The 25,085-nt window shown below is 69.0% G+C and carries 28 protein-coding genes; 17 read left to right on the top strand and 11 right to left on the bottom strand.

What is annotated here, in order from left to right; all coding sequences use genetic code 11:
* Positions 1–56: 56 nt before the first annotated feature.
* Both IG65_RS0125825 and IG65_RS0125820 read left to right on the top strand, forming a co-directional pair.
* On the top strand, positions 57–620 hold the full coding sequence (locus IG65_RS0125825) for an ABATE domain-containing protein (protein WP_030517549.1): 564 nt from the start codon (positions 57–59) through the stop codon (positions 618–620).
* Between the two features lie 63 nt (positions 621–683).
* Positions 684–1,301, top strand: coding sequence for a hypothetical protein (locus IG65_RS0125820; RefSeq protein WP_030517548.1), 618 nt, complete (start codon positions 684–686; stop codon positions 1,299–1,301).
* A 30-nt stretch (positions 1,302–1,331) separates the two neighbouring features.
* Here IG65_RS0125820 and IG65_RS0125815 read toward each other — a convergent pair whose 3' ends face one another.
* The 6 genes from IG65_RS0125815 to IG65_RS0125790 all read right to left on the bottom strand — a co-directional run bounded on the left by IG65_RS0125815 (position 1,332) and on the right by IG65_RS0125790 (position 7,947).
* Positions 1,332–2,276 carry an alpha/beta hydrolase gene (locus tag IG65_RS0125815; RefSeq protein WP_030517547.1) on the bottom strand — a complete coding sequence of 315 codons (945 nt, stop codon included), beginning with the start codon at positions 2,274–2,276 and terminating at the stop codon, positions 1,332–1,334.
* A gap of 84 nt (positions 2,277–2,360) precedes the next feature.
* Positions 2,361–2,744, bottom strand: a complete 384-nt coding sequence (locus IG65_RS0125810; protein WP_030517546.1) for a hypothetical protein — start codon at positions 2,742–2,744, stop codon at positions 2,361–2,363.
* A 1-nt stretch (position 2,745) separates the two neighbouring features.
* A complete protein-coding gene (locus IG65_RS0125805) occupies positions 2,746–3,906 on the bottom strand; it encodes a thiolase (RefSeq protein WP_030517545.1) in 1,161 nt (386 codons plus the stop codon).
* Between the two features lie 138 nt (positions 3,907–4,044).
* On the bottom strand, positions 4,045–5,232 hold the full coding sequence (locus IG65_RS0125800) for an OB-fold domain-containing protein (protein ID WP_030517544.1): 1,188 nt from the start codon (positions 5,230–5,232) through the stop codon (positions 4,045–4,047).
* A gap of 22 nt (positions 5,233–5,254) precedes the next feature.
* Entirely contained in the window at positions 5,255–6,469 is a 1,215-nt protein-coding gene (locus IG65_RS0125795) for a CaiB/BaiF CoA-transferase family protein (protein ID WP_030517543.1), read from the bottom strand.
* The gene (locus tag IG65_RS0125790) at positions 6,469–7,947 is read right to left on the bottom strand and encodes an aldehyde dehydrogenase family protein (RefSeq protein ID WP_030517542.1); all 1,479 of its coding nucleotides are present in this window, start codon (positions 7,945–7,947) and stop codon (positions 6,469–6,471) included. Before IG65_RS0125790 ends, IG65_RS0125795 begins: the two co-directional genes overlap by 1 nt.
* A 203-nt stretch (positions 7,948–8,150) precedes the next feature.
* Between IG65_RS0125790 and IG65_RS0125785 the strand changes: the two genes are divergently transcribed.
* Genes IG65_RS0125785 through IG65_RS0125740 form a run of 10 tightly spaced genes read left to right on the top strand, consistent with a single transcriptional unit; the run spans position 8,151 to position 17,245 of the window.
* Positions 8,151–8,957, top strand: coding sequence for a TauD/TfdA family dioxygenase (locus tag IG65_RS0125785; protein ID WP_030517541.1), 807 nt, complete (start codon positions 8,151–8,153; stop codon positions 8,955–8,957).
* Positions 8,954–9,658, top strand: coding sequence for an SDR family NAD(P)-dependent oxidoreductase (locus IG65_RS0125780; RefSeq protein ID WP_030517540.1), 705 nt, complete (start codon positions 8,954–8,956; stop codon positions 9,656–9,658). Before IG65_RS0125785 ends, IG65_RS0125780 begins: the two co-directional genes overlap by 4 nt.
* Before the next feature lie 46 nt (positions 9,659–9,704).
* A complete protein-coding gene (locus IG65_RS0125775) occupies positions 9,705–10,565 on the top strand; it encodes a mycofactocin-coupled SDR family oxidoreductase (RefSeq protein WP_030517539.1) in 861 nt (286 codons plus the stop codon).
* Positions 10,566–10,576: 11 nt separating this feature from the next.
* Positions 10,577–10,768 carry a ferredoxin gene (locus tag IG65_RS0125770; protein WP_030517538.1) on the top strand — a complete coding sequence of 64 codons (192 nt, stop codon included), beginning with the start codon at positions 10,577–10,579 and terminating at the stop codon, positions 10,766–10,768.
* A gap of 10 nt (positions 10,769–10,778) precedes the next feature.
* Positions 10,779–12,155 (top strand): cytochrome P450, encoded by a 1,377-nt coding sequence (locus tag IG65_RS0125765; RefSeq protein WP_030517537.1) that lies wholly within the window; start codon positions 10,779–10,781, stop codon positions 12,153–12,155.
* Between the two features lie 52 nt (positions 12,156–12,207).
* A complete protein-coding gene (locus IG65_RS0125760; protein WP_030517536.1) occupies positions 12,208–13,869 on the top strand; it encodes a zinc ribbon domain-containing protein in 1,662 nt (553 codons plus the stop codon).
* A complete protein-coding gene (locus IG65_RS0125755) occupies positions 13,866–15,029 on the top strand; it encodes an alpha/beta hydrolase (RefSeq protein ID WP_197039917.1) in 1,164 nt (387 codons plus the stop codon). The genes IG65_RS0125760 and IG65_RS0125755 overlap by 4 nt, the downstream gene beginning before the upstream one ends.
* 7 nt (positions 15,030–15,036) lie before the next feature.
* Positions 15,037–15,558, top strand: coding sequence for a DoxX family protein (locus IG65_RS0125750; protein WP_030517534.1), 522 nt, complete (start codon positions 15,037–15,039; stop codon positions 15,556–15,558).
* 29 nt (positions 15,559–15,587) lie between these two features.
* Positions 15,588–16,406, top strand: coding sequence for an NAD(P)-dependent oxidoreductase (locus tag IG65_RS0125745; protein WP_030517533.1), 819 nt, complete (start codon positions 15,588–15,590; stop codon positions 16,404–16,406).
* Positions 16,407–16,411: 5 nt separating this feature from the next.
* The gene (locus tag IG65_RS0125740; protein WP_051756862.1) at positions 16,412–17,245 is read left to right on the top strand and encodes an NAD(P)-dependent oxidoreductase; all 834 of its coding nucleotides are present in this window, start codon (positions 16,412–16,414) and stop codon (positions 17,243–17,245) included.
* Positions 17,246–17,370: 125 nt separating this feature from the next.
* On the opposite strand, the gene IG65_RS0125735 is transcribed toward IG65_RS0125740, so the two are convergent.
* The gene (locus IG65_RS0125735; protein WP_030517531.1) at positions 17,371–17,925 is read right to left on the bottom strand and encodes a TetR/AcrR family transcriptional regulator; all 555 of its coding nucleotides are present in this window, start codon (positions 17,923–17,925) and stop codon (positions 17,371–17,373) included.
* A gap of 94 nt (positions 17,926–18,019) precedes the next feature.
* Between IG65_RS0125735 and IG65_RS0125730 the strand changes: the two genes are divergently transcribed.
* Positions 18,020–18,778 carry an SDR family NAD(P)-dependent oxidoreductase gene (locus IG65_RS0125730; protein ID WP_030517530.1) on the top strand — a complete coding sequence of 253 codons (759 nt, stop codon included), beginning with the start codon at positions 18,020–18,022 and terminating at the stop codon, positions 18,776–18,778.
* 17 nt (positions 18,779–18,795) lie between these two features.
* Here the strand turns inward: IG65_RS0125730 and IG65_RS0125725 are convergent, their stop codons facing one another.
* Positions 18,796–19,059: a hypothetical protein gene (locus IG65_RS0125725; RefSeq protein ID WP_030517529.1), complete on the bottom strand. Its 264-nt coding sequence runs from the start codon at positions 19,057–19,059 to the stop codon at positions 18,796–18,798.
* Positions 19,060–19,179: 120 nt separating this feature from the next.
* Between IG65_RS0125725 and IG65_RS0125720 the strand changes: the two genes are divergently transcribed.
* Positions 19,180–19,623, top strand: coding sequence for a MarR family winged helix-turn-helix transcriptional regulator (locus tag IG65_RS0125720; protein ID WP_030517528.1), 444 nt, complete (start codon positions 19,180–19,182; stop codon positions 19,621–19,623).
* Positions 19,624–19,627: 4 nt separating this feature from the next.
* Here the strand turns inward: IG65_RS0125720 and IG65_RS0125715 are convergent, their stop codons facing one another.
* Positions 19,628–20,626 carry a TIGR03617 family F420-dependent LLM class oxidoreductase gene (locus IG65_RS0125715; protein ID WP_030517527.1) on the bottom strand — a complete coding sequence of 333 codons (999 nt, stop codon included), beginning with the start codon at positions 20,624–20,626 and terminating at the stop codon, positions 19,628–19,630.
* Between the two features lie 77 nt (positions 20,627–20,703).
* Between IG65_RS0125715 and IG65_RS0125710 the strand changes: the two genes are divergently transcribed.
* On the top strand, positions 20,704–21,495 hold the full coding sequence (locus tag IG65_RS0125710; protein WP_030517526.1) for an enoyl-CoA hydratase: 792 nt from the start codon (positions 20,704–20,706) through the stop codon (positions 21,493–21,495).
* Here IG65_RS0125710 and IG65_RS0125705 read toward each other — a convergent pair.
* Positions 21,488–23,044, bottom strand: coding sequence for an acyl-CoA synthetase (locus IG65_RS0125705; RefSeq protein WP_030517525.1), 1,557 nt, complete (start codon positions 23,042–23,044; stop codon positions 21,488–21,490). The two genes, IG65_RS0125710 and IG65_RS0125705, sit on opposite strands and share 8 nt — an antisense overlap.
* Before the next feature lie 69 nt (positions 23,045–23,113).
* Between IG65_RS0125705 and IG65_RS0125700 the strand changes: the two genes are divergently transcribed.
* Positions 23,114–24,019: an LLM class F420-dependent oxidoreductase gene (locus tag IG65_RS0125700; protein WP_197039916.1), complete on the top strand. Its 906-nt coding sequence runs from the start codon at positions 23,114–23,116 to the stop codon at positions 24,017–24,019.
* Positions 24,016–24,885 carry an SDR family NAD(P)-dependent oxidoreductase gene (locus tag IG65_RS0125695; protein ID WP_030517523.1) on the top strand — a complete coding sequence of 290 codons (870 nt, stop codon included), beginning with the start codon at positions 24,016–24,018 and terminating at the stop codon, positions 24,883–24,885. Before IG65_RS0125700 ends, IG65_RS0125695 begins: the two co-directional genes overlap by 4 nt.
* Here IG65_RS0125695 and IG65_RS36520 read toward each other — a convergent pair.
* Positions 24,879–25,025: a DUF1059 domain-containing protein gene (locus IG65_RS36520; RefSeq protein ID WP_063833771.1), complete on the bottom strand. Its 147-nt coding sequence runs from the start codon at positions 25,023–25,025 to the stop codon at positions 24,879–24,881. The two genes, IG65_RS0125695 and IG65_RS36520, sit on opposite strands and share 7 nt — an antisense overlap.
* Between the last annotated feature and the right edge of the window lie 60 nt (positions 25,026–25,085).

Raw genomic sequence — 25,085 nt, 5'->3', positions numbered from 1 at the left:
GCTAAGACGGTTCTAACATGCGCCGGCGACAGACTGCAACCAGCTATGGTGGTTCCATGCCTGCTGGGTTTCCTGATTTCCGCCTCGGCACCGTGCTGGCGACGAGCTTCACGGGAACTTTGTCGGAGCGTCACGGTGATCCGGTGGAACGCATTCCGACGCCGCAGCGACTCGTCGATTGGCTGGCAGTGAACGAGCTGAGCGTGGACTCCTGCACCACCGCCCAGCTCGAGCTGGCCCAGGAACTGCGGGAGGCAATTCACGCCGCCGCGACAGCGGCCGCGGTCCACGACCCACTCCCCGCACGTGCCGTCCGAATCATCAACGACCGCAGCCTTCAGGGCCGGGCCACGGCAATCCTGACACCCGAGGGCACACGGCGATGGCGACTTACCTCGCCGTCCTGCGTCGAAGACGCCCTGGGCGTGATCGCCGCCGATGCGATCAGCATCATCGCGGGCGAACGAGACGGAAAACTGGCCTTGTGCGCATCACCGACCTGCCGCGCCGCCTTCTTCGACACCAGCCGGAGCCGCACCCGCAAATGGTGTGACATGAACACCTGCGGAAACCGCCAGAAGAAGGCGCGCTTCAACGCCGCCCACCGCAAACCGCTCTGACAGCGCTTCTCGGCCTGTCGACTCGAACCACCGCCCGCCGATCCGCTGGATAGGCTGGCAAGCGTGAGCATTCGGCATCTCGTTCTGGCCGGCGTCGTGGCAACGAGTGTGACCTCGTGCGGCGCATCGGGATCGGATTCGCCGGAGACGACATCGGCGCCGACGATTCACACAGCCTGCGACGCCAGTGCGGCGAACGGATCCGTCTTCACCACCAGAGCGCGCCCCGATATGCCCTTCACGCTCCAGCTTCCGCTCTTGCGGGGCTGGCAGGTGACACCGGCGGACGGGGAGGATTTGGTGTTGCGTCGTGTCGATCGGCACGCGGGAGGGATGAGCAGCGCGACGGTCACCCTCGGCGTCTCCCCGCCACGCAGCGCTGCCGGCAACACACACGTGATCAGTGGGATCGCGGGCAACTGGCGGCAGCGGCGATCCCGGACCGTCCAGGTGTGCGGCCGGGGCGGTACCCGCTCCACCGGAATTTCGCCCGCGTCCGGCACCGATGGAGTCGACCACTACCACGAGTTCCTCGGATTCGATTACCTCGCAGGCGACATGCTGTACCCGATCCGCATGTCGGTCGAAGCCCCGGCCACCGATCGGGACATGTACCAACCCGATATCGACACCTTCGTCGACGGACTGCAGATCGTGCCGACACCGCCGGCCGGTTCCTGACAAACTCTGAGCGCCCGGGTTGGTCAGCGCTCAGGAGTTCGACACCTCGTGAGCCGTCAACCCCATCGTCGTCGCCAGCCACCGGCGAGACCGTGCATGGAATTCGCGGGCGAGGCCCGCGCCCGGCGCCCAGCTGTCGAAACCGTGGGGCGCGCCGGGGACGACGTCGAGTTCGACCGGCACGCCCGCCGCGCGCAGACGCTCCGCGTAGGCGACGTCCTCGTCGTGGAACAGGTCGATGGTGCCGACGCCTATCCAGGTCGGCGGGGTGCCGGTGAGGTCGCCGCGACGGGCGGCTACGGCGAAATCGGGCACGGTGGCGCTGCCGGGTGGGGTGGCGAGGTAGCTGCTCCAGCCGTAGCGATTGTTGTCGTTGGTCCAGCCGAGATGGCGCAGGGCGTCCAGGTCGCGGCGTGCGGCGGTGTGGTCGTCGAGCATCGGCGCACTCAACCACAGGGCGGCCGGGCGGGAGCCTCCGTCGGCGACGAGCCGCTGGCACAGGCAGGCGGCCAGGCCGCCGCCGGCGCTCTGCCCGCCGAGCACCACCCGGGCGGGATCGACACCGAATCGGGCGGCGTTGCGCTGCAACCACATCCATGCGATCCAGCAGTCCTGCAGTGGAGCCGGAAAGGGATGTTCGGGTGCGAGGCGGTAGTCGACCGAGACGATCGTGACGCCGAGGTCGCGGGCGGTGACCGAACAGAAGGCATCGTCCTGGACCGGACTGCCGAGAACGTATCCGCCGCCGTGAATCCACAACACCGCAACCGGCGAAGAAGTACCCGTGGGGCGATAGACACGCAGCGGTACGCGACCGGCCGCGAGGTGCTCGATGCGCACGCCCGCTATTCGACGGGCGGGCCGATGCGCGGCGGCCAGGCGCACCAGGCGCAATGCCCAGCGGCGGCCGATCGTCAGCGGCGGCAACCAGCGCGCGGGTCCGCGCAGTTCCGGCGCTACGAGGGACAGGTCCATCGCGATCTCCTTCTCACACCCGAACGAAACTATAGTTCGGACAGGTGTCTCACAGCGGCCGATTGCCAGGGAGCGCAGCGGCATTCACCGCGGGCAGACGATTCGCACGGACGGCGGGCGCAGAAACTGCGATCGCGCGGGCACCACCGCGAGCAGGCCCTTGCGCCGCGCGAAGGCCACCGCGTGCCCGATGGCCCCGAAGGGCAGATGCTGCCAGGTCCAGTTACAGCCGTGCGGCGCCAGCAGCATCGCCGTCTGCGCGAAATCGGCGTGTTCGACCTGTTCGGCATCGACGAACATGCCGACCATGATCGAGCTCACCAGCGCCGGAGCCAGCGTGCCGTCACAGACGACATGCACGGTGCCGTCACGGCCGACATAGTCTGCGGCCCAATCCAATACGGCACGCCGCCGGGCCACGCGCCCGGTGACGAGCGCGACGACCTCGGATTCGCAGCGCGGGGACATCTCAGCCGTGGGGACCCTCCAGAATCGTCACCGCCGACACCGCCGTGGGGCCGCCGAGGTTGTGCGCCAATCCGATTCGCGCCCCGTCGACCTGATTGGCGGCATGGCCGCGCAGCTGCTCGAACAGTTCCACGCATTGCGCCACACCGGTGGCCCCCGGCGGGTGGCCCTTGGACTTCAAGCCTCCGCTCGGGTTCACCGGCAGCGCACCGCCCACGCTGGTCGCGCCCGTGTCGGCCAGTTTGCAGGCCTCGAAGCGGTCGGCGAAGCCGAGATCCTCGTAGCTGATCAGCTCGATGCCGGTGAAGAAATCGTGCACCTCCGCGACATCGATATCGGCCGGAGTCAGCCCCGCCATCGCGAAGGCCTGTTTCGCCGCGCGCACCGTCGCCGGGAATGTGGTCATATCCCGTTTGTGCTGGTGCATCACCGAATCCAGGCCCAAACCCACTCCCCTGATCCAGACCGGCCGATCGGTGTAGCGATCCACCACGTCCTCGGCGGCGAGGATCAGCGCGGCGGCGCCGTCGCTCTGCGGCGCGCAGTCGTACACGCCGAACGGGTCCACCACCATCGGCGCGGCGAGAGCCTGCTCCAGCGAGATCTCGAAACGTAAGCGCGCCTTCGGATTCGAGACACCGTGCCGGTGGTTCTTCACCGCGATCATGCCCAGATGCTCGCGCCCGGCGGGCGATTCGTGCAGGTAGCGAGCGACGTGCAGAGCGAAGCCGGCCGGCGCGATCAGGCCGAGCGGGTAGTCCCACGCCATATCGCGGGTCATCGCCTCCCACTCCCACAGCATGTCCTTGGAGGCGGTTTCGCGGAGTTTGTCCGCACCGATCACCAGCGCCACATCGTAGGCACCGGAGGCGATGCCGAACAGGGCGTTGCGCACCGCGTCATTGCCTGTGGCGCACGAATTCTCGACGCGGGTGACGGGTAGCTCCGGCACCCCGAGCACGTCGGCGAGAATGCCCGAGGGGAATCCGTCCGGAGTGCCCATCGCCCCGAACCACGCCGCCTGCAGGTCCGATTTCGCGACCCCCTTGTCCACCGATGCCGCACATTCGGCGAAGGCCATCGGCAGCAGATCCTTGATTCCGAGCGCGAAATGTTCGGCGAACGGCGTCATCCCGGCGCCGACCAGTGCCACCCGTCTCATGCCGCCTCCGTAATTCGCGGGAGCGCCCGCACCCCCGTCGGCGCCACGAGCGCTGCGCGATTGTGTCTCATGCCGCCTCCGTAATTTGCGGGAGCGCCCGCACCCCGGTCGGCGCCACGAGCGCTGCGCGATTGTGTCTCATGCCGCCTCCGTGTCCGGCTCGAACGCGTACCCGTAGTCCGGCACTCCGGAGCGCACCGCGACCCGGCGCAGGACCATGCGCCCACGATCGCCGATGCGGACCGTGCCGGGGTCGGTGCCGGTGACCTTGACCAGTGCCCGCACGTCCACCTCGTCGAGTTCGACGATCACCAGCGAATACGGTGTTCGCAGACCGGGCACCGGCACGTGCACCGTCACCTCGGTGTACACGGTTCCGGTGCGTGGCAGCGGAATCAGCGTGTAGTCCGTGCTGAGCCGGCCGTCGTCACCGAGGCGATAGCGCGGCGGGAAATCCAGTTCGTCGCGGCCCCGGTGGCGACCGGCCTCCCAGCGCACCTTGGCCTCGAAGGCCCGCTCGTAGGCGGCCAGCGAGATCGGGATGTCGGCACCCGGTACCGCGACCGCCTCCGGTTCGGCTCGCACCGCGGGCTCGCGCCGGTATACCCGCACCGGCCCCGCGGAGACCGTGACCCCCGACAGACTGGCCTGCTCGACCCCGACGAGCAGCCCCGTCTGTCCCCAGTCGGCCAGTGCAGCAAGGGCGAACAGGCTCGACCCGGCCCCCGTCGTCGGCAATCGTGGTGGGTCACCGACGCACAGGTGGGCCGCCTGCTCGTGGTCGACACCCGACACGATCACCGGCGTATCCACCCACGCCGCGGCCAGCGAGGCGAGCAGGCCGCGCTCGTGCAGCAGCCGCGGATCACCGTAATCGTGGACGTCGCCGGTGGCGTTGCGGGTGCGCACCGGCAGACTGCGCGCCACCCGGGCCGCCGTCCGCACCGCCAGTCCGCGCTCGGCGACCAGCGCCGCGGCCGCACCGGCCGGATCCAGGTCGACGCCGATGATCAGCGTGCGCGGGCGGGCGGAGCTGAGCGCGTCCAGTGTCGCGGGCGCGCCGCCGAGTCGTTCGATCACCTCGAGTTCGGGATCCAAACCCAGTCCGGCCAGCAGCACCGCGGCATTGCTGCTCTCCAGCAACGGCAGATCCCGGCTCACCACGACGACGCGCTCGACATACGCGGTGGCACGCGGGGCGCCCGAGAGGGCGGCCCGCCCGGCCTCCACGGCCAGGGTCACCGCGTCCTCGTCCGCGCCGGGCACACGGCCGCGCGGTCCGCCCCAACAGGGCAGATAGGTTCCGATCGATGCGACACAGGGCATGTCGGCCTTCCTGCGGGCGAAACTACGTGATGGCGCCGGCGGTCTTGAGCGCGATGATGCGATCCCAGTCCAATCCCAGCTCCAGCAGCACTTCCTCGGTGTGCGCCGCGAATTCCGGCCCGGGCCCGGTATCGGGTGCGGTGAGATCGAATTGCACCGGGTTGGCGACCATTTCGAGGCTGCCGACCTGCACCAGGTAGTCGTTGGCGCGGATCTGCGGATCGGAGCCGACCTGCAGGCTGTCCTGCACCGGCGCCCACGGCCCGGCCATGGTGGCGAGTTTCTCGGTCCATTCGGCGAGGGTGCGCTGCCCGATCGCCTCACGCAGAATCGCCACGCCCGCTTCGGTATTGGCGGCGATCGACTCCGCTGTGGCGAAGCGCGGATCGTCGGCCAGCTCCGGCCGGTCGATATGGCGCATGACGTCGGCCCAGAACTTGGTGGGCTGCAACATGACCAGCGAAAGATAGCGGCCGTCGGCGGTCTCGTAGAGGCCCGACAGCGGATTGGTCGGCGCCCCGTGCGAACCGGGTGCGGGCGCGATCAGCGGCTGCCGCAGATGTGCCGACAGCGCGATGGTGTGGCCCATGGACCACAGGCCGCTGCCCAGCAGCGAGACGTCGACCACCGACGATTCGCCGGTCCGTTCGCGTTTCAGCAGCGCCGCCGCGATTCCGCCGGCCAGATTCGTGCCGGAGATGGTGTCGCCGAAGGCCGGACCGGGCGGGGAGATGAGCCCGTCCATCCCCTCCGGGGTGATGGTCGCGGCGACCGAACCACGGCACCAGAAGGCGGTCATATCGAAACCGCCCTTCGTCGATTCCTCGCCGCGCGGTCCGAGCGCGCTGCCGCGTGCGTAGACGATGTCCGGCTTGACCGCGCGGATGTCGTCGACATCGATGCCGAATTTGGCGCGCGCCTGCGGCAGGAAGCTGGTGAGGAACACATCGGCCGTCTTCGCCAGCTCGTAGATCACCTCGCGCCCCTCGGGGACCGACATGTCCAGTCCGATACTGCGTTTGCCACGATTGGCGTGCTCGATATTGGGATTCGGATCGCCCTCGACCTTCAAGCGGCCGATCTGGCGCAACCCGCGCTGCGGATCACCGGTGCGGGCGTGTTCCACCTTCACCACATCCGCCCCCCATTCGGCCAGCACCGCACCGGCCGAAGGAACGAACCCGTACATCGCGACCTCGAGGACGCGGATGCCGTCCAGGGGTTTGCCGCCGCTCATCACGCCACCACCGCTGCGAAGGACTTCTGCTCGAGGAACTCTTCGATCCCGGCCACACCCATCTCACGGCCGATGCCCGACTGCTTGTAGCCGCCGAACGGCACATCGGGATGAAAGTAGTTGCCGCCGTTGATACTCATCGTTCCGGTGCGGATGCGCCGCGCCACCGCCAGCGCCCGGTCCTCGTCGGCGGAGAACACGCCGCCCGACAGCCCGTAGATGGAGTTGTTGGCGATGCGAACCGCATCCTCGTCGTCGTCGAACGGGATCAGGGCCAGCACCGGCCCGAACACCTCTTCCTGGGCGATCTCGCTGTCCGGGTCGACGCCCGCGAGCAGGGTCGGGGCGTAGAAGTAGCCGGGGTCGACCTTCTCCCCGCCGCACACCAGTTTCGCGCCGGCCTCCACCGCGCGCTGCACCAGACCGTGCACCTTGTCGCGCTGGCGTTCCGAAATCAGCGGGCCCATATAGTTTTTCGGATCGCCCGGGTCGCCGTAGCCGACCTTGGACATGAATCCGGCGACCATCTCGGCCACCTCGTCGTGGCGTTCGCGCGGCACCAGCATGCGCGTGGTGATCGCACAGCCCTGCCCGGCGTGGCTGCAGATGCTGAAGGCGCCGAACATCGCGGCGGTGCCGAAATCGGCGTCGTCGAGCACGACCATCGCGGATTTGCCGCCCAGTTCCAGGAAGACGCGTTTGAGCGAATCGCCGGCCGCCGACATGATTTGGCGGCCCACCGCGGTCGATCCGGTGAAGCTGACGACGTCGACATCGCGATGAGTGGTCAGCGTCTTGCCCACCTCGACATCGGATCCGGACAGCACGTTCACCACACCCGCCGGGATGTCGGTGTGCTCCGCGATCACCTCGCCCAGCGCCAGCGTGGCCAGCGGCGTATCCGGGGCGCCCTTGAGCACGACGGTGCAACCGGCGGCCAGCGCCGGCGCCAGTTTCGCCAGCGCCAGCTGATGCGGATAGTTGTAGGCCGCGATCGCCGCGACCACACCGGAGGCCTCGCGCTCCACCCAGCGACGGTGCATGCGGCCGCGGTCCTCCACCTCGCCGAGTTCCTCGGTGCGCGGATAGGTGCGGGTGAGGCCGGCGAAGTAGTTCACGATCTCGAACGGTGTCTCGAGCTGATTGGCGTGGGTCATCATCCGGGTCGCGCCGACCTCGGCGATGGTCAGCTCGCGCAGGTCTTCGACGTTGGCGCGCAGTGCCGCGTAGAACTGCTCCAGGCAGTGCGCGCGGAATTCGGTGTTCGTGGACCAGTCGGTGGTGTCGAAAGCCCGGCGCGCGGCCGCGATCGCCGCCTCGGTGTCGGCGATGCTCGCCTCGGGCGCGTACCCGTAGATCTCTCCGGTGGCCGGATTGAGCGAGGCGAAACTGCGCTCCCCCGCGACGAGTTCACCGTCGATCAGCATTCGTCTGGTGACGGCGCGCCCGTCGCCGGCCGTCGCGTTGCCCTGTGGCATCCCGTCTCCTCGTCCTATGGAAATTCCATTCTCAACAATGGAGAATAATGTATCCGAGCAGGTTCGGCCCCAGCAATGGCCGAACGCGTCCCACCGATCGCCGCCGTTACCCGGCCGCCCTCGGAACGCGCGCGAATCCAGGGAAACCTTGCGGAGAAACGCCGAGCGAGAGTACGGTTCTCACAATTGGAAGGGAGATTCTTGTGGTTGAGACGACAGCGCTGAACCCCACCATCGGAGTGGAGGTCACCGGGGTCGAGGATCTGCACGACGACACGGTGATCAGCCGGTGCCTCGAGGCCCTGAAGTGGCGCGGCGTCCTGGTGGTCCGCGGACTGCATCTCGACGACGAAGCCCAGCTGGCGTTCTGCCGGCGACTGGGCACGGTGCTCGCTCCCGGTGGCCGCGAAATCTTCACCATCACACTGGATCCCGAGAAGAACCGGGCCGCGAAATATCTCGAGGGCACCTTCTTCTGGCATATCGACGACACCACCAACGACGTGCCGGCCAAGGCGACCGTGCTCACCGCGCGGCATGTGGCGATGGAAGGCGGCGGCACCCAGTTCGCCAGCACCTACGCCGCCTACGAAGGACTGTCCGAGGCCGAACGCAAGCGCTACGACAACCTGCGCGTCGTGCACAGCTTCGAGGCCTCCCAGCGCCTCGTGCACCCCGACCCGACCCCCGAGCAGGTCGCCGACTGGCGCCACCTGCCCACGCACGAAACGTCGCTGGTGTGGCAACGCCGGGACGGCCGCCGCTCACTGGTCATCGGCGCCACCGCCGACCACATCGTGGGCATGGACGCGGCCGAGAGCCGCGCACTGCTCGACGAACTCCTGGAGTGGTCGACTCAGCCGCGCTTCTCCTACACCCACGACTGGTCGGTCGGTGATCTGGTGGTGTGGGACAACACCGGGATCCTGCACCGCGCCCTGCACTACGACGCCAGCTCCGAACGCGAACTGCACCGCACCACGATCGCGGGAGCCGAACCGTGGGCGTGAGAACAGCGGTGGTCACCGGGGGCGGGTCCGGCATCGGGCTGGCCGTGGCGAATCGGTTGCGCGCCGACGGCTTTCGCGTGGCCACTCTCGACATCAAACCCGGCGAGTCCGAATTCGACCACACCGCCGATGTCACCGACCGCGCCCAGATCGACGCCGCGCTCACCGCGATCCGGGAACAACTGGGCCCGGTGACGGTGCTGGTGAACTCCGCCGGCGCCGAAGGCTACCGCCGCTTCGCCAACCTGAGCTTCGAGCAGTGGGAACGCACCATCGCGGTGAACCTGCACGGGGTCTTCCACAGCATTCAGGCCGTCCTGCCCGATATGCGCGCCGCGCAGTGGGGCCGGATCGTCAACATCTCCTCCTCCAGCACCCATTCCGGGCAACCCTTCATGTCGCACTATGTCTCGGCGAAGTCGGCGGTCAACGGACTGACGAAATCGCTGGCCCTGGAACTCGGTCCGGAGGGCATCACCGTGAACGCGGTCCCGCCCGGGTTCATCGATACACCGATGCTGCGCAAGACCGAACAGGCCCAGCTGCTCGGCGGATCCATCGCGGACCACATCGCCCGCACCCCGGTCCGCCGGGTCGGCCGGCCCGAGGACATCGCCGCCGCCTGCGCGTTCCTCGTCTCCGAGGAGGCCGGCTACATCACCGGCCAGATCCTGGGCGTCAACGGCGGCCGCAATACCTAACCGGCGCGAAACGCGCTGAGGCACAACACAACCGAAAGGACCACCAGTGGGACGCGTGGAAGGCAAAGTCGCCCTCGTCACCGGTGCCGCACGAGGACAGGGCCGCAGTCACGCGGTGAAGCTGGCGTCCGAGGGCGCCGACATCATCGCCGTCGACATCTGCAAGGACATCGAGACCATCGGCTATGCGATGGCGCGGCCGGAAGACCTCGAGGAAACCGAACGACTGGTGGAGAAGACCGGCCGCCGGATCGTCGCCGTGCAGGCCGACGTCCGCGATATCGCCGCGCTGCGCGACGCGGTGAAACGCGGCGTCGACGAGCTGGGGCATCTGGATGTCGTGGTGGCCCAGGCCGGTATCGCCGGCATGAAGGGCGAACCGCAGTGGCAGGCCTGGACCGACGTCATCGACACCAACCTGATCGGCGTGATCAACACCGTGCACGCCGCACTGCCGTATCTGGACACCGGCGCCTCGATCATCGCCACCGGCTCGACCGCGGCGTTGATGGATGTGGCCAAGGTCGATCAGCCCGGCAAGGATCCCGGAGGCATCGCCTATATGGTCGCCAAGCGCGGATTGTCGATGTACATGCACGAATTGGCGACGCATATCGCCGCGCGCAACATCCGCGCCAATGTCATCCATCCGACCAACTGCAATACGAACATGTTGCAGAGCGAGCCCATGTACCGCTCGTTCCGGCCCGATCTCGAGAAGCCGACCCTGCAGGACGCGCAGCCCGCGTTCCATGTGCAGCAGGCCATGCCGGTGCCGTGGATCGAGCCGGAGGACACCAGCAACATGGTGCTGTTCCTGGCCTCCGACGAATCCCGCTACGTCACCGGCATGCAGATGCGGGTGGACGCCGGCGGATACCTCAAGTGGTACGACTATCACATCTAAGGGGAGACACCGTGAAGGTTCGCGTCGATCCGGAGCGCTGCCAGGGACACACCCTGTGCGCCATGGTCGCTCCGAAGTCGTTCGTACTCAGTGAAATCGACGGCCACTCCTCGGCGGTCAGCGAGGACGTTCCCCCCGATCAGGAGGAACAGGTCCGCGAGGCCGCCCAGTCGTGCCCGGAACGAGCGATCACCATCACCTGAGAGGAACGCCGTGACCGCCGAAAACATCACCGAGGCCGGGCCGGCGGACGACGAGCGGAAACAACCGCAGTACTCGTTCGACCGGTACGCCCCGGAGTATCGCGACAATTTCCTGTCCATCACCCAGGACATGCAGCAGCACTGCCCGATCGCCTGGTCGGACACCTACGGTGGCCACTGGGTCGCCGCCGGCAACCGCGAGGTGTTCGAGCTCGCCCGCTGCCCCTACGTGTCCAACGATCACGACACCGCCGGGGAACGCCGTGGCTATCAAGGGATTTCGATTCCGAAACCGCCACGCGCCGCCGCCATCCGGGGCGGGATCCTGGAGATGGACGAGCCCGAGCATCGCGAACTGCGGTCGGCGCTCAACCCGTATCTGTCCCCGGCGGCGGTCAACCGCTGGATCCCGTTCATCGACGAGGTCGTGCGCGCGGCGATCGACGAGAAGATCGAATCCGGCCGCATCGACTTCGTCGACGATCTGGCCAATATCGTTCCCGCCGTTCTCACCTTGGCGATGCTCGGCATTCCGCTGAAGAAGTGGACCGTCTACAACGAACCGGTCCATGCCGCGGTCTACACCCCGCCCGATTCCCCGGATATCGAGCGGATCACCGCGATGCACCGGGAGATGGGCCTGGATCTGCTCAACAACCTGATCGAGGTCAAGGAGAATCCGCGGGCGGGCATGATCGACGCGGTGGTGCGGGCGAAGGTCAACGGCGCCCAGCTGCCCGACCTCGAGATGCTCGGCATGCTGGCACTGATCATCGGCGGCGGTTTCGACACCACCACGGCGCTCACCGCGCATTCGCTGGAATGGTTGTCGGAGCATCCGGATCAGCGCGAAATCCTCAGCACGGAACGCGAGACCCTGCTCGATTCGGCGACCGAGGAATTCCTGCGGTACTACACGCCGGCCCCGGGCGACGGCCGCACCATCGCCGAGGACTGCGAGGTGGTCGGCACACGATTCGCCGAGGGCGATCGGCTGTGGCTGTCGTGGGCGATGGCCAACCGCGATCCGTCGGTCTTCGAGGACCCCAACGAGATCATCCTCGACCGGCATCGCAACCGGCACTACAGTTTCGGGCTCGGGATCCACCGCTGCATCGGCTCGAATCTGGCCCGCACGGTATTCAAGCGGATGCTGCTCGCGGTGCTGGACCGGATGCCCGACTACCGGTGCGACCCCGACACCACGGTGCACTACGACACCATCGCCGTGATCCAGGGCATGCGGCATCTGCCGGCGACCTTCACCCCGGGCCCGCGGCTGGGCGAGGGGCTCGACGCGACGCTGGAGAAGTTGCAGGCGATCTGCGAGGAGCAACAGCTCGCGGCGCCCGTGACCGCCCGCAAGGAACAGGCCGACATCCACTGAGCCTCGCGCACAGCCGAATTCGCATATCGCACCGACAAGCAGGAGGCGTGAGGTGACCACCGCGTCCGGGCGGCCGCTACCGCAACTCACCGCGCAGAACGAGTTCTTCTGGACCGCCGGCGCCGACGATCGGCTGCGCATCCAGCAGTGCCGGACCTGCGCCGAGCTGATCCATCCGCCGCAGCCGGTGTGCCGCTATTGCCGGGGCACCGAGATGGGGGTGCGTGAAGTCTCCGGTGTGGCGACGCTCATCGGCTTCACGTACAACGAGCGGTTCGGACTGCCGGGGCTGCCACCGCCGTATGTGGTCGGGCAGGTCGCGCTGGTGGAGGATCCGCAAATTCGCCTGACCACCACCGTCATCGGCTGCGACGCCGCCGACCTGGTGCTCGGTATGCGAATGGAGGTAGTGTTCGAACAGCACGAGGACGTCTGGCTTCCGTTGTTCCGGCCCACGGCCGAACAACCGGAGCCGGCACCGCTGCCGGCCGACGAGATCGACCCCGACCGCTTCGCCGAGCACGTCCGGCCTCGGGTCTCCGCCGCCAAATTCGAGGATCGGGTGGCGCTGACCGGCATCGGAATGTCCGAGATCGGACGGCGGCTGATGGTTCCCCCGCTGGCGCTGACCGTGCAGGCCTGTGAACGCGCCGTCGCCGATGCCGGACTCACGATGGCCGATATCGACGGAATCTCCTCGTACCCGGGCGGCGGGAACGTCGGCGGATTCGGTGAGGGCGGGGTGACCGCCCTCGAGTCGGCGCTGGGGCTGCGGCCGACCTGGTACAACGGCGGCATCGAAACCTTCGGGCCGGGTGGTTCGGTGATCGCGGCGATGCTGGCCGTCGCGGGTGGGCTGGCCCGGCACGTGCTGTGCTTCCGGACGGTGTGGGAGGCCACCTACAACGAACTGATCCGCACCGGTGCGACGGCACCGCTGGGCGGTGGCCGCACCCCCAGCTGGCAGCTGCCGTTCGGGGCGACCTCCGCGGCGCACACCCTCGCCCAGAACGCGCAGCGGCACTTCCATCGCTACGGCACGACCAAGGAGACGCTGGGCTGGATCGCGCTGAACCAGCGCGCCAATGCCGCGCTGAATCCCACTGCGGTGTACCGGGATCCGCTCACCATGGACGATTACCTGTCGGCACGGCCGGTGACCAGCCCGTTCGGCCTCTACGACTGCGACGTGCCCTGCGACGGCGCGGTGGCGGTGATCGTCTCGGCCGCCGATACCGCTGCCGATCTGGCCAAACCCCCGGTGTACTTGGAGGCCGTGGGCACTCAGATCCTGGAGCGGGTGGAGTGGGATCAGAGCACCCTCACCCACGAACCGCAGGTGCTCGGGCAGTCGGCGCATCTGTGGTCGCGCACCGATCTGCGGCCCGAGGACGTCGACGTCGCCGAACTCTACGACGGCTTCAGCTTCAACTGCCTGTCCTGGATCGAGGCGCTGGGCTTCTGCAAGATCGGCGAGGCGAAGGACTTCCTCGACGGCGGTAAGAACATCGCGCGCGACGGACTTCTGCCGCTCAACACCCACGGCGGGCAGCTCTCGCACGGACGCACCCACGGCATGGGCCTGATCCACGAGGCGGTCGCTCAGCTGCGCGGTGAATGCGGGCCGCGTCAGGTCACCGGCGCGCGGGTGGCGGTCACGAGCAGTGGTGGGTTGACTCCGAGCGGCGTGCTGCTGCTGCGGAGCGAGCGATGACCGCTGCCGCGGAGCAGCCCGCCCCAGCAGCGAGCCGGCCCATCACGCCGGCAGCGAAGCAGACCGTCATGCCGGAGGCGCACGGCCGGCCGCCGGCCGCGGCGGAGCACCATCCCGCCCGGACCGCGCGGCATCTCCATGTGGCGCCCGCGACACCCCGCCCGAGAGCGCAGCACAGCGCGTCCATACCCACCGCTGCCGCGTCCGACGGACTACCGCATCTACTGAGTGCACACCGTTCGTCCACGGCACCGGAGCGGGTGGTGACCGAGGCAGGCGGGATCGCGGTGTCGGGACTTCTGATTCGGGTGCGGGAGCCGCGTGCGGTGCTGGTCGCGCTGCACGGCGGCGCTACCACCTCCGTCTACTTCGACTGTCCGGGACACCCCGAGTTGTCGCTGCTGCGCACCGCCCGCGACCTCGGCTTCACCGTGCTGGCGCTGGACCGGCCGGGCTACGGTGCGTCGGCACCGTACGCCGATCGGCTGTGGGATCCGCGGCGGCGCGTCGACCTGATGTATTCGGCGGTGGCACACCTGCTTCCCGGCGCGCGCGATGCGGGCACACTGCTGATCGCCCACTCGGCCGGGTGCGAGCTGGCCCTGCGGATGGCCGCCGACGATCGCGGCCGCGACCTGCTGGGCCTCGAAGTAGCCGGTACCGGACGCGAATACAGCGCCGCCGCCGCGACGATGTTGTCCGGGCCGCGCGGACCCGGTGCGCGACCGCGTGGACTCAACGAACTGCTCTGGCAACCGGCCCGGCTGTATCCGCCCGACCTGGTCGGCGGCGCGGCGATCGCCGTGAACGGACCCCGGCTGGAAGCGGCGACCGTCACCGACTGGGCCGATACCGAATTCCCGGCCCTGGCCGGTCGGATCCGCGTGCCGGTGCGCTTCACCCTCGGCGATCACGAACGGGTGTGGCGCAACGACCCGGACGGGATGGCGCATGCGGGCACGGCGTTCACCGCGGCGCCCCGAGTGGTACTCAACCGGCAGCCGGGCAGCGGGCACAACCTGAGCGTGGGCCGTTCCGCGCGCGCCTACCACCTGGGGGTGCTGGCCTTCGCCGAGGAGTGCCTGCTCGCCGCCGGTGACGGGTTCTCCTGCTCTGCAACCCAATTCGACGGGGCCGACGGTACGCGGCCCGGAAGGTGAGGCGAAGATGGATGTCGCCGACGTGGCACTGCTGCTGTTGCGCCTGGTGGTCGGCGCGACCATGATCGCGCACGGCTACAACCATTGGCGCGGCGGCGGCCGCATCGACGGGACCGCCCGCTGGTTCGCCGGGCTCGGGTTGCGCAACGGCATCCTGCAGGCCTGGCTGAGTGTCGTCACCGAAATCGGTGCGGGCGCATTGCTGATCGTGGGCCTGTTCACGCCGCTGGCGTGTGCGGCGATCATCTCGGTAATGCTTGTGGCGGGGCTGCTGGCGCATCGCCCGAACGGATTCTTCGTCTTCAAGGAGGGCTACGAGTACGTGCTGGTGCTCGCGGTCACCGCCTTGGCCACGGCCATGCTGGGCCCGGGATGGCTCTCGCTCGACCACGCCACCGATATCGAGGTCGTGGGCTGGGCGGGCGGTGCGATCGCGGCCGGGGTGGCCGTGGTCGCGACGGCCGGGCTGCTGGCGACCTTCTGGCGTCCGGCACCGGCTCCCGCGCAGCAGCCGGAAACCACGGCGTGACAGCGGTATTCGACGGAAGAGGTACGGATATGCGAGTCGGATTCATCGGATTGGGCAGTCAGGGCGGCCCCATGGCGCGGCGCATCATCGCGGCCGGATATCCGACCACGCTGTGGGCCCGCCGGGCCGCCACCCTCGAGCCGTTCGCGGAGTCCGGCGCGGCGACCGCCGAGACGCCGGCGGCACTGGGCGCGGGCAGCGATCTGGTCTGCGTCTGCGTGGTCGGCGACGACGACGTGCGCGAGGTCCTCACCGGCGAACACGGCGTGCTCGCGGGGATGTCCGCGGGCGGTGTGGTGGCCGTGCACAGCACGGTGCATCCCGACACCTGCCGCGAACTGGCGAAAACCGCTGCTGTGCAGAATATCTCGCTGATCGACGCGCCGGTCAGCGGCGGCGGGCCGGCGGCCGAGGCCGGGCGGCTGCTGGTGATGGCCGGTGGTGACGCCGAGGTCGTGCAGCGCTGCCGGCCCGTATTCGACAGCTACGCCGACCCGGTGGTGCATCTCGGCGACGTCGGCTCCGGACAGGTCACCAAGCTGCTCAACAATCTGCTGTTCACCGCGAACCTCGCGACCGCGATGAGCACCTTCACCCTGGGCGCGGGCCTGGGCGTGGATCCGGCGCGGCTGGGCGAGGTGATCGCGCACGGCACCGCGAACAGTTTCGCGCTCGGGCGCATCGTCGACGCCGGGGTGAGCCTCGACCGGCTCACCCAGTACGCCGGTGCGCTGCTGCGCAAGGACGTCTCCCTGGTCGCGAGCCTGGCCGATGCGGCGGGGACCGATCCCGGCGTCGTCCTCACCGCCGCGGACGCCACCCTGGCGCTGATGAATCAGCGGCGGTGACCGGGATGCGGATCGGATTCGTGGGAGCCGGGCGGATGGGCCTGCCGATGGTGCGGCGCCTCGCCGCGGCCGGGCACGAGGTCCGGGTCGTGGTGCGGCGCAGCGAGGTTCGCGACGCGGTGACCGAGGCGGGCGCCCGCGCGGTGCACACCCCCGCCGAGGCCGCCGCCGGGGCTTACGCGGTGCTGATGTGCCTGTTCTCCGACGATCAGGTGCGCGCGGTCTGTCTCGACGGCGAACTGTCCGCGGCCATGGCCCCCGGGTCGATTCTGGCCTTGCACACGACCGGCGATCCGCGCACCGCGCACGCCGTTGCCGCACAGGCGGTGTCGTATACCGTGCGGGTGGCCGACGCACCGGTCAGCGGCGGACCGCACGATATCGCCGCGGGTGCGCTGACGGTCTTCCTCGGCGCCGACTACGAGACCGCCGCCGATCTGCGGCCGGTGCTGTCCGCCTATGCCGATCCGATCCTGCACGTCGGCGCGCTCGGCGCGGGCCAGCGGGTGAAGCTTGTCAACAACGCGCTGTTCGCGGCGCAGGCGGGACTGGTCGCCGCGGCGGTGCGACTGGCGGGCCAGTTGGGCGTCACGGAGGCGGCTCTGCTGTCGGCGCTGCCGCATGCCAGTTCCTCCGGACGTGTCGTGACCAGCATCGCCGCGAAGAAGTCCGTCACCGAATTCGGCGACGCGGTGGGCGAATTCCTGCGCAAGGACGTCGCTGTGGTCCGAGCCCTCACCGCCGAACTCGGCGGCAGCCTCGGCGTACTCGACGCCGCCATCTCCGCGGCGCCGTTCGGTCGAGACGACAGCGCCGCCGCACGAATCAGCACCCCCTGACCGAGGCACGGCCGGCTTCCTCACCCGTCACGCGGTGCCGTTCCGCAGGCGTGCCCGGTGACGCGGCACGCTCCCCACAGCACCGCTCCCCCTCTGCGCCGGAGGCCCGGCCCGGCTAATGCCCATCAGGCTCGTAACCCCTGTTCGATCAGCGACCACCCGCGGGCGGCCAGCACCCGGCGTTCCTCCGCCCCCGCCCGCGCCAGCAGTGCGGCCAGCATCGCCAACGCGAGCATGAGGTCTTGACACGTCAGATCGGGGCGAACCCGGCCGCACGCCCGGGCGTTGTCGAGATGGTCCCCCAGTAGTGCCGCCACCCGGCTGCTCATCCGCGCCAGCCGCCCGTCGGTCAGCGACGGATCGATCAATTCGACGAACGCGATCGAGGTGACCACCTGGTCCACGATCCGCTCCAGAAGCTGATCCAGTCCGGTATCCGCCTGTGCCGCATAGGCTTCCAGTCCCACCACATTGTCCTCGAAGACCGCCAGCGCGAGCGATTCCCGGTCGGCGAAGTGCCGGTACAGACTGCCCTGCCCCACGCCCGCGCGGCGCGCGATCAGATTCAGCGGCGCCTCGAAACCCGATTCGGCGAACACCTCGCGGGCGGCGGCGATCAGTGCCGCTCGATTGGCGGCAGCCGCGCCGGGTCCACGATTCACTCGACGCTGCTCGGTCACCGGCCTACACTACCAACCGGACAGTGATGTCCGGTTGCATCGGCGACGTCGACACGTGCCGGCGGCCCCGCAGCGCACCGAGGAGGGAACACCGTTGAGCACCAGCAACTTTCACAATCGGGTGGCCATCGTCACGGGGGCCGGCTCCGGAATCGGGCGGGCCATGGCCGTCGCATTCGCCAAATGCGGCGCCATGGTCGTGGCCGCCGATATCAGTTCCGACGGCGCCCAGGGTACCGCCGCGGAGATCGGCGCGGCCGCGATTCCGGTAGTCGTCGACATCTCCGACGAAATCGACGTCGCCCGCGCGACCCGCACCGCGATGGACACCTTCGGCCGCATCGACGTGCTGTGCAACAACGCCGGAATCATGGACAAGATGGCCCTGCCGGCCGACACCCCCGTGACCACCTGGGAACGCACCGTCGCGGTCAATCTCACCGGCACCTTCCTCATGACCCGCGCGGTGCTACCCCATATGCTCGACCAGGGCATCGGTTCGATCGTCAACACAGCCTCCGAGGCCGGAATCCGCGGCGGCGCAGCGGGAATCGCCTACACCGCCGCCAAACACGGAGTGGTGGGGCTGACCCGCAACGTGGCCTGGATCCATGCCGGGGACGGCATCCGCTGCAATGCGATCCTGCCCGGCCCGACGATGACCGGTATCGCCGGGCCCACCCCGGAATGGGATCTCGACGGGGTGACCCGGCTGCAGCCGGTGATGTCGCTGATGCGCGGTATCGCCGAACCCGAACAGATGGCCGAGGTCGCCGTGTTCCTCGCCTCCGACGCCGCCTCGTTCATCAACGGCGCGGTGGTGCCGGTGGACGGCGGCTGGTCGGCCGGTTGACCCGGCCGACCAGCGCCTCAGGCCCGTGCCGTGACCGGTTCGGCGACCTCGGCGGCCGTGGCGGGCGCGTTCGGGCGCCGCACCGGGATGGCCGAGGCCAGCGCCGCGGCCAGCAGCGTCGAGGTCACGATCCATGAGGCATTCGACGGTGTCGTATGCAGTAACTGCGGGAACTGCGCGATCAGCGGAATCACGAGGGTCTGCATGACCGAGGCGATGATTCCGGCGAATGCCAGCACCCCGACGATCGCGCTCGACCGGTCGGCGTCCGGCTTGGTCATGTCCACATCCCCCTGTCTTCAATATGTATTATGCACACGCAATGTATCATGCATATTTGGGAGCCGGTTACCCACGCGAGCTGTGATACCCGTCTCGGTCGCGCACGAGAGGAGGGCGCTGTGGAACGACCCATCGCGGCGGTCGAATTCGAGACCATGCTGCTCAGCCGCTATCAGATGAGCCGGCGCGATCGGTGCGGTCTCGAGCGCAGCGCCTATGTCCTGCTGAGCCGGCTGACGATGCAGGGGCCGATGTCGATCGGTCAGCTCAGCGCCGCCTTCGGTCTCGACACGTCCACGCTCAACCGGCAGACGGCGGCATTGGTGCGCGCCGGGCTGGTGGACCGCATCGCCGATCCGGACGGCGGCTTGGCCCGCAAGTTCCGGGTCACCGAGGCGGGTGCCCGCCGGCTGGAGCAGACCGTGGCCGCGACGGTCGCGAGCCTCGACCGCGTGCTGCACACCTGGCTCGCCGCCGATGTCGCCGACTTCGCGACCTATCTGCGCCGGCTCAACACCGATATCGAGCGCCTCGACGGCCGGCCGTGGCCGCGCCCGGACTGATCTGTCATGTGTCGCAGGCCTGCCGGATCCGGCGGACCAGATCGGCCACCTCGTCGGCCGGCATATCGCGGGGCGGTGCGAACGAGAGCCGGGTGAGCAGGCCACCGAAGCGGGCCGCCAGCCGCTCCGGCAGGTCCTGCACCGCGGCCACGACGGCGAAGGCCTCGACCATGTCGTCGGTGATCGACTCCGCCATCCGATCCCAGCGCCCGGCTTTCGACAACGCGGTCAGTTCGGCATTCACGCCGCCCCAGCCGTGCAGGTCGAACAGCGGACGATAGGCGGGTGTGGAGGCGTAGAAGGCCAGCCGGCGCCGCAGCGTCGCGACACCGCGATCGATCTGCTCACCGGTGCCCGTGACGACGAAAGGCGTTGCGACGAGCTCGAAGTCGTCGCGCATCACGGCAGCGCCGAGCGCCGGCAGGGTGCGTTCGCGGATCCAGCGGGCGGTGGTGAAGCCGTGACAGATGAAACCGTCGGCGACCTCGGCCGCGACGCGGGTCATGGCCGGCCCGACGCCCGCGAGCAGAATCGGCGGTGCGCCGAATTCGTGTGCGGGCGGGACGAAGTCGCGCGGCATCAGGGTGTGCCGAGTGAACTCGCCCTCGAATGTCAGCGGCGCGCCCTCGTGCCAATGCGCCCAGATGGCCCGTAATGCCAGGACGTATTCGCGCATCCGCGCGGCCGGGCGATCGGCCGGCATCGCGAAGCGCCGTTCGATATGCGCGCGCACCTGCGAGCCGAGGCCCAGGCGCAGCCGCCCGCCGGAGAAGCGCTGCAAATCGTCGGCGGCGTAGGCCACGGTCATCGGCGAACGGGCGAGCGCCACGGCGACGGAGGTGCCCAGGCCGATACGGTCGCTGCACTGCGCCGCGACGGCGAGGGACAGGAACGGGTCGCCGTTCATCTCACCCGCCCAGATCCCGTCGAAGCCGAGCCCTTCGAGTGCGCGAACTCGCGCCGCGGCGTCGTCCAGCGCGCCGATCGTGGTGTCGATTCGCACGGGGCACCTCCCATTTCACGATGAGAACATTATTCTCATGGATAAAGATGGACGTTCCGATTCGAATGGAGAGGCGCATGGCCGAGCCCTTGGTCGTCGTCGAGCACGCGGGCGGCATCACGACCGTGACACTGCACCGTCCGGCGGTCCGCAATGCGCTCGACCGCGCGCTGATGGACGCGGTGTGGGATGCGGTCGCCGAGGCGGGCGCGGATCCCGATGTGGGCGCCGTCGTGGTCACCGGAGCCGATCCGGCTTTCTGCGCGGGTATCGATATCGGCGCCGCCTCCGCGCACACGCCCGGCCGGCCCGCTCGCTCCCCGGGCTCGGGCCCGGGCCGCGGAGCCGACGGCCTGTTCCGATTCCTGCCGGTGATCGACAAACCGGTCATCGGCGCGATCAACGGCGCATGCGTCGCGGGCGGGCTGGAATTGGCCCTGCAGTGCACCTTCCTCATCGCCTCCGAGCGAGCCCGGTTCGCCGACACCCACGCCCGGATGGGCATGATGCCCGGCGGCGGGGTCACGGTCGGACTCACCCGGACGGTCGGCCGGCGCAGGGCCGTCGAACTGTCGCTGACGGGCAATTTCCTCACCGCCGCCGACGCACTCGCCTATGGGCTCGTCAATCATGTTGTGCCCCATGCGCAATTGCTGCCGTTCACGCACTCCCTCGCCGCCGAGATGCTGGCCGCTGACCGCGAGGCCGTCACCCGACTACTGCGGCACTACCGCGCCCTGGCCGACGACGACGGGAGCCGCGCGCAGCTGCTGGAGGGCGTCATGGCCGAAACCTGGTCGCCCGGCACCGCCCGCATGGCCGAATACGGGGCGCGGGTGATCGAGCGAGGGCGCGAGCAGCTCAAATGATCCGGCTCTCATGGCCGTCCCAATAGTGTTGCCGCAGTAGTCGTTTGTACAGTTTGCCGTTCGGGTCGCGGGGCAGCTCGGCGGCGAAGTCCACGGTGCGCGGGCATTTGTACCCGGCGAGTTCGGCACGACACAGGGCCATCAGTTCGGCGGCCAGTGCGGGGCTCGCGGACGCCGAATCCACCGGCTGCACCACGGCTTTCACCGCCTCCCCCATCTCGGGGTCGGGTACGCCGATCACCGCGACGTCGAGGACCGCGGGATGGGCGGCGAGCACATTCTCGGCCTCCTGCGGGTAGATGTTCACACCGCCGGACACGATCATGTGCGACAGCCGGTCGGTCAGATACAGGAAACCGTCCTCGTCGAGGCGGCCGATATCGCCGAGGGTGCGCCATCCGTGCGGTCCGGCCGCGGCGGCCGTGTGCTCGGGATCGTTGTGGTAGGCGAAGGGCCGCCCGCCCTCGAAGTACACGACCCCTGTATGATCCACCGGCACCTCCCGCCCGTCCGCACCCACGATATGACAGGGCTGCGCCGGGCGGCCGACCGAACCCGGATGGGTCAGCCAGTCCCGCGCGCCGATGTAGGTGTTGCCGATATCCTCGGTGCCCGAGTAGTACTCGTTGACGATCGGTCCCAGCCAGTCGATCATCTGCCGCTTGACCGGCACCGGGCACGGCGCCGCGGAATGCACCACATCGACCAGGCTCGACACGTCGTACCGGCGGCGCTCGGCGTCGGGCAGCCGCAACATGCGCACGAACATCGTCGGCACCATCTGGGTGTGCGTGACCCGGTAACGCTCGATCAGTTCCAGGCAGCGGCGCGGATCGAACCGTTCCATCACGATTACGGTCGCGCCGAGGCGCTGCCACGACATGGCGAAGACCAGCGGCGCGGCGTGATACAGCGGAGCCGGTGACAGGTAGACCGCGTCCTCGCGCGCCCCCGCGGCGAGCAGACCGCGCGCGATCTGCACCGGCGGTGCCTGCGGATCCCCGAGTGCGGTGGCCGGCAGCGGTTTGCGCACCCCTTTCGGACGCCCGGTGGTGCCGCCGGAGTACAGCATCTCCCGGCCCTCACATTCGTCCGGCAGCCGGTCGCCGGATTCGGCGGCGAGCAGGTCGTCGTACCGTTCGAAACCGTCGAGATCGCCTGCGGCACAGATCTTCACCGTGATCCGGCGCAGATCCAGCCCGGCGACCACCTCGGCCTGCGCCGCCGTGGTGACCAGCGCGGTCGCACCGCAGTCGTCGAGGATGTACTGCACCTCGCCCGCGCGTAGATGCCGGTTGATCGCGGTGTAGTACAGACCGCACCGCTGTGCGGTCCAGGCGATTTCGAGGAACGACCGTGTGTTCTCGGCCAGGATCGCGAGATGGCCGCCGACCGCGAGACCGCGGCGGCGCAGGGCCTGCGCACCGGCGCGCGACCGCTGTTCCAGTTGCGCGTAGGTCACCGTCTCCCCGCTCTCGCCCATCACGATCGCGGGCCGATCGGGACAGCGTTCGGCATACCGGCCCGGAGTCATCGGCGCGGCGCCCATCGGCAGTCCTCCCGTCCACGCGGTGCAGAGAATCTAATTACACAGTAGCGAGAATGATACTCTCGGAGTGTGAGCCTGCGTTTCATCTTCCACTATCCGGAGACCGGCGGCCCCGACGGCGACGTCCTCGACGGCGGCCCACTGCGCGAGGTCGCTATCACGGCCGAGCGGTGCGGATTTCACGGCCTGTCACTCAGCGAGCACCCGATCCCCGGAGCACGCTGGCTGGACAACGGCGGGCACCAGACCCTGGATTCACTGGTCGCGCTCGGTTATGTGGCGGCCGCGACCGAACGGCTGCGGCTGCTCACCTATCTCGCGGTCGCGCCCTACCGCAATCCGTTCCTGCTGGCGAAGGCCGCCGCGACGGTCGACAAACTCTCCGGCGGCCGGCTTATCCTGGGCGTGGGTGCGGGCTATCAGAAGAGCGAATTCCACGCGCTGGGAGTCGATTTCGAGGAACGCAACGTCCTGTTGGACGAGGCGCTCGAGGTGCTGCCGCTGCATTGGCGCGGCGAGCCGTTCAGCTATCGCGGCCGGCATTTCGATGCCCGGGAGGTGATCGCCCGGCCGCGGCCGGTGCAGGATCCCATTCCGATCTGGATCGGTGGCAACTCCGCCGCCAGCCGCCGGCGCGCCGCGACCCGCGCCCAGGGCTGGATGCCGATGTCCGGAGGCGCCACGCTCAGCGCCACCGCCCGCACCCCTGCGCTCGAATCACACGCCCAGCTCGCCGCGCAGATCGCCGAGGTGCGGGCGCGCGCCGAATCCGCCGGGCGCAGTGGCGATCTCGACGTGCTGTACTCCTACCACGACCCGGATCTGCTCGACCCGGCAGCGGCCGATCGCCACCTCGAGGCCTTCGCCGAACTGGAGAAGGCGGGCGTCACCTGGCTCGTGGTGTCCAGCCGCACCGCCGACCACGCGGCGACCACCGACTTCCTCGACGCCTTCGGCGCCACCTACCTGCGATGACCACGGGCTGGTTCGAACAGCGCGCGGGACTGGCCGGCACGGTCGCCGTGATCACCGGCGGCGCAGGCGGTCTCGGTCACGCGATCGCCACCGATCTGGCCGCCAACGGGGTGCGCCCGGCGATCATCGACATCGATGCCGACGCCGTGGAACGGATGCGTGCGGCACTGGACGCGCAGGGATGCGATGCCGTCGTCGTCCACGGCGACGTTCGCGATCCCGACCGGTTGGCCGCGGTGTTCGACGCGGCCGAGGCGCGGTGGGGCCGGCTCGACATCCTGGTCAACGTCGTCGGCGGCACCTTCCGCGCTCCGTTCACCGACACCCGCCCCAAGGGCTGGGAGGCGCTGCTGCGCAGCAATCTCACCCACGTGCTGCACGCCTGCGCGCTGGCCGTACCGCGGATCCGGGCGGGCGGTCGCGGCGGCAGCATCGTCAACATCACCACGATCGAGGCACACCGGGCCGCACCGGGTTTCGCCGTGTATTCGGCGGCGAAGGCCGCGGTCGAACAGTTCGCCCGCACGCTCGCGGTCGAACTCGCACCCGACGGCATCCGCGTCAACAATGTGGCGCCGGATTACGTGCCGACCCCGAATCTGCGCCGGATGCCGCACGGGGATGCGGCGATGACCGACCCGCTCGGCGTGCGGGTCGCCATACCGCTGGGCCGGCCCGGGGAGGTCGGCGACGTCTCGGGCTGCGTGGTGTTCCTCGCCTCGGCGTTGTCGGCCTATCTGACGGGAACGACCCTGCATCCCGACGGCGGTACCGGCGCCTCGGCGGGCTGGTTCAACTGGCCGGAGACCGGCTGGGCGAACTATGCGCCGATGCGCTATCTGGCCGCCGATGCGGAGAATCAGTAGGCGAGGAAGAGGATTTCGTCGCGCGAGTAGTCGTGGCCGGGGTGGTTCTCGGCCAGATGCTTCTGCGTCTTCTCGACGAGGTCGTCTTCGTCTTTGCCGACGATCTGTTCACCGCAGGGGCAGCCCAGTCTGGTCTTCAACGTCGTTCTCCATCGGTCGGGCTGGACGTGTCGTTCCTCGTCACCTTATGCACATCGTGT

The organism is Nocardia sp. NRRL WC-3656 (assembly GCF_000720265.1).
Taxonomy (GTDB): Bacteria; Actinomycetota; Actinomycetes; order Mycobacteriales; family Mycobacteriaceae; genus Nocardia; species Nocardia nova.
Note: the sequence above shows the minus strand (reverse complement) of the source record. Positions and strands in the feature narration are given on the sequence as shown.

What these genes read in the sequence shown, in the direction of transcription:
- IG65_RS0125825 (WP_030517549.1), top strand. Translation starts at nt 57, where the DNA reads ATGCCTGCTGGGTTTCCTGATTTCCGCCTCGGCACCGTGCTGGCGACG.
- IG65_RS0125815 (WP_030517547.1), bottom strand. Translation starts at nt 2,276, where the DNA reads ATGGACCTGTCCCTCGTAGCGCCGGAACTGCGCGGACCCGCGCGCTGG.
- IG65_RS0125810 (WP_030517546.1), bottom strand. Translation starts at nt 2,744, where the DNA reads ATGTCCCCGCGCTGCGAATCCGAGGTCGTCGCGCTCGTCACCGGGCGC.
- IG65_RS0125805 (WP_030517545.1), bottom strand. Translation starts at nt 3,906, where the DNA reads ATGAGACGGGTGGCACTGGTCGGCGCCGGGATGACGCCGTTCGCCGAA.
- IG65_RS0125800 (WP_030517544.1), bottom strand. Translation starts at nt 5,232, where the DNA reads ATGCCCTGTGTCGCATCGATCGGAACCTATCTGCCCTGTTGGGGCGGA.
- IG65_RS0125795 (WP_030517543.1), bottom strand. Translation starts at nt 6,469, where the DNA reads ATGAGCGGCGGCAAACCCCTGGACGGCATCCGCGTCCTCGAGGTCGCG.
- IG65_RS0125790 (WP_030517542.1), bottom strand. Translation starts at nt 7,947, where the DNA reads ATGCCACAGGGCAACGCGACGGCCGGCGACGGGCGCGCCGTCACCAGA.
- IG65_RS0125755 (WP_197039917.1), top strand. Translation starts at nt 13,866, where the DNA reads ATGACCGCTGCCGCGGAGCAGCCCGCCCCAGCAGCGAGCCGGCCCATC.
- IG65_RS0125750 (WP_030517534.1), top strand. Translation starts at nt 15,037, where the DNA reads ATGGATGTCGCCGACGTGGCACTGCTGCTGTTGCGCCTGGTGGTCGGC.
- IG65_RS0125745 (WP_030517533.1), top strand. Translation starts at nt 15,588, where the DNA reads ATGCGAGTCGGATTCATCGGATTGGGCAGTCAGGGCGGCCCCATGGCG.
- IG65_RS0125740 (WP_051756862.1), top strand. Translation starts at nt 16,412, where the DNA reads ATGCGGATCGGATTCGTGGGAGCCGGGCGGATGGGCCTGCCGATGGTG.
- IG65_RS0125725 (WP_030517529.1), bottom strand. Translation starts at nt 19,059, where the DNA reads ATGACCAAGCCGGACGCCGACCGGTCGAGCGCGATCGTCGGGGTGCTG.
- IG65_RS0125710 (WP_030517526.1), top strand. Translation starts at nt 20,704, where the DNA reads ATGGCCGAGCCCTTGGTCGTCGTCGAGCACGCGGGCGGCATCACGACC.
- IG65_RS0125705 (WP_030517525.1), bottom strand. Translation starts at nt 23,044, where the DNA reads ATGGGCGCCGCGCCGATGACTCCGGGCCGGTATGCCGAACGCTGTCCC.
- IG65_RS0125695 (WP_030517523.1), top strand. Translation starts at nt 24,016, where the DNA reads ATGACCACGGGCTGGTTCGAACAGCGCGCGGGACTGGCCGGCACGGTC.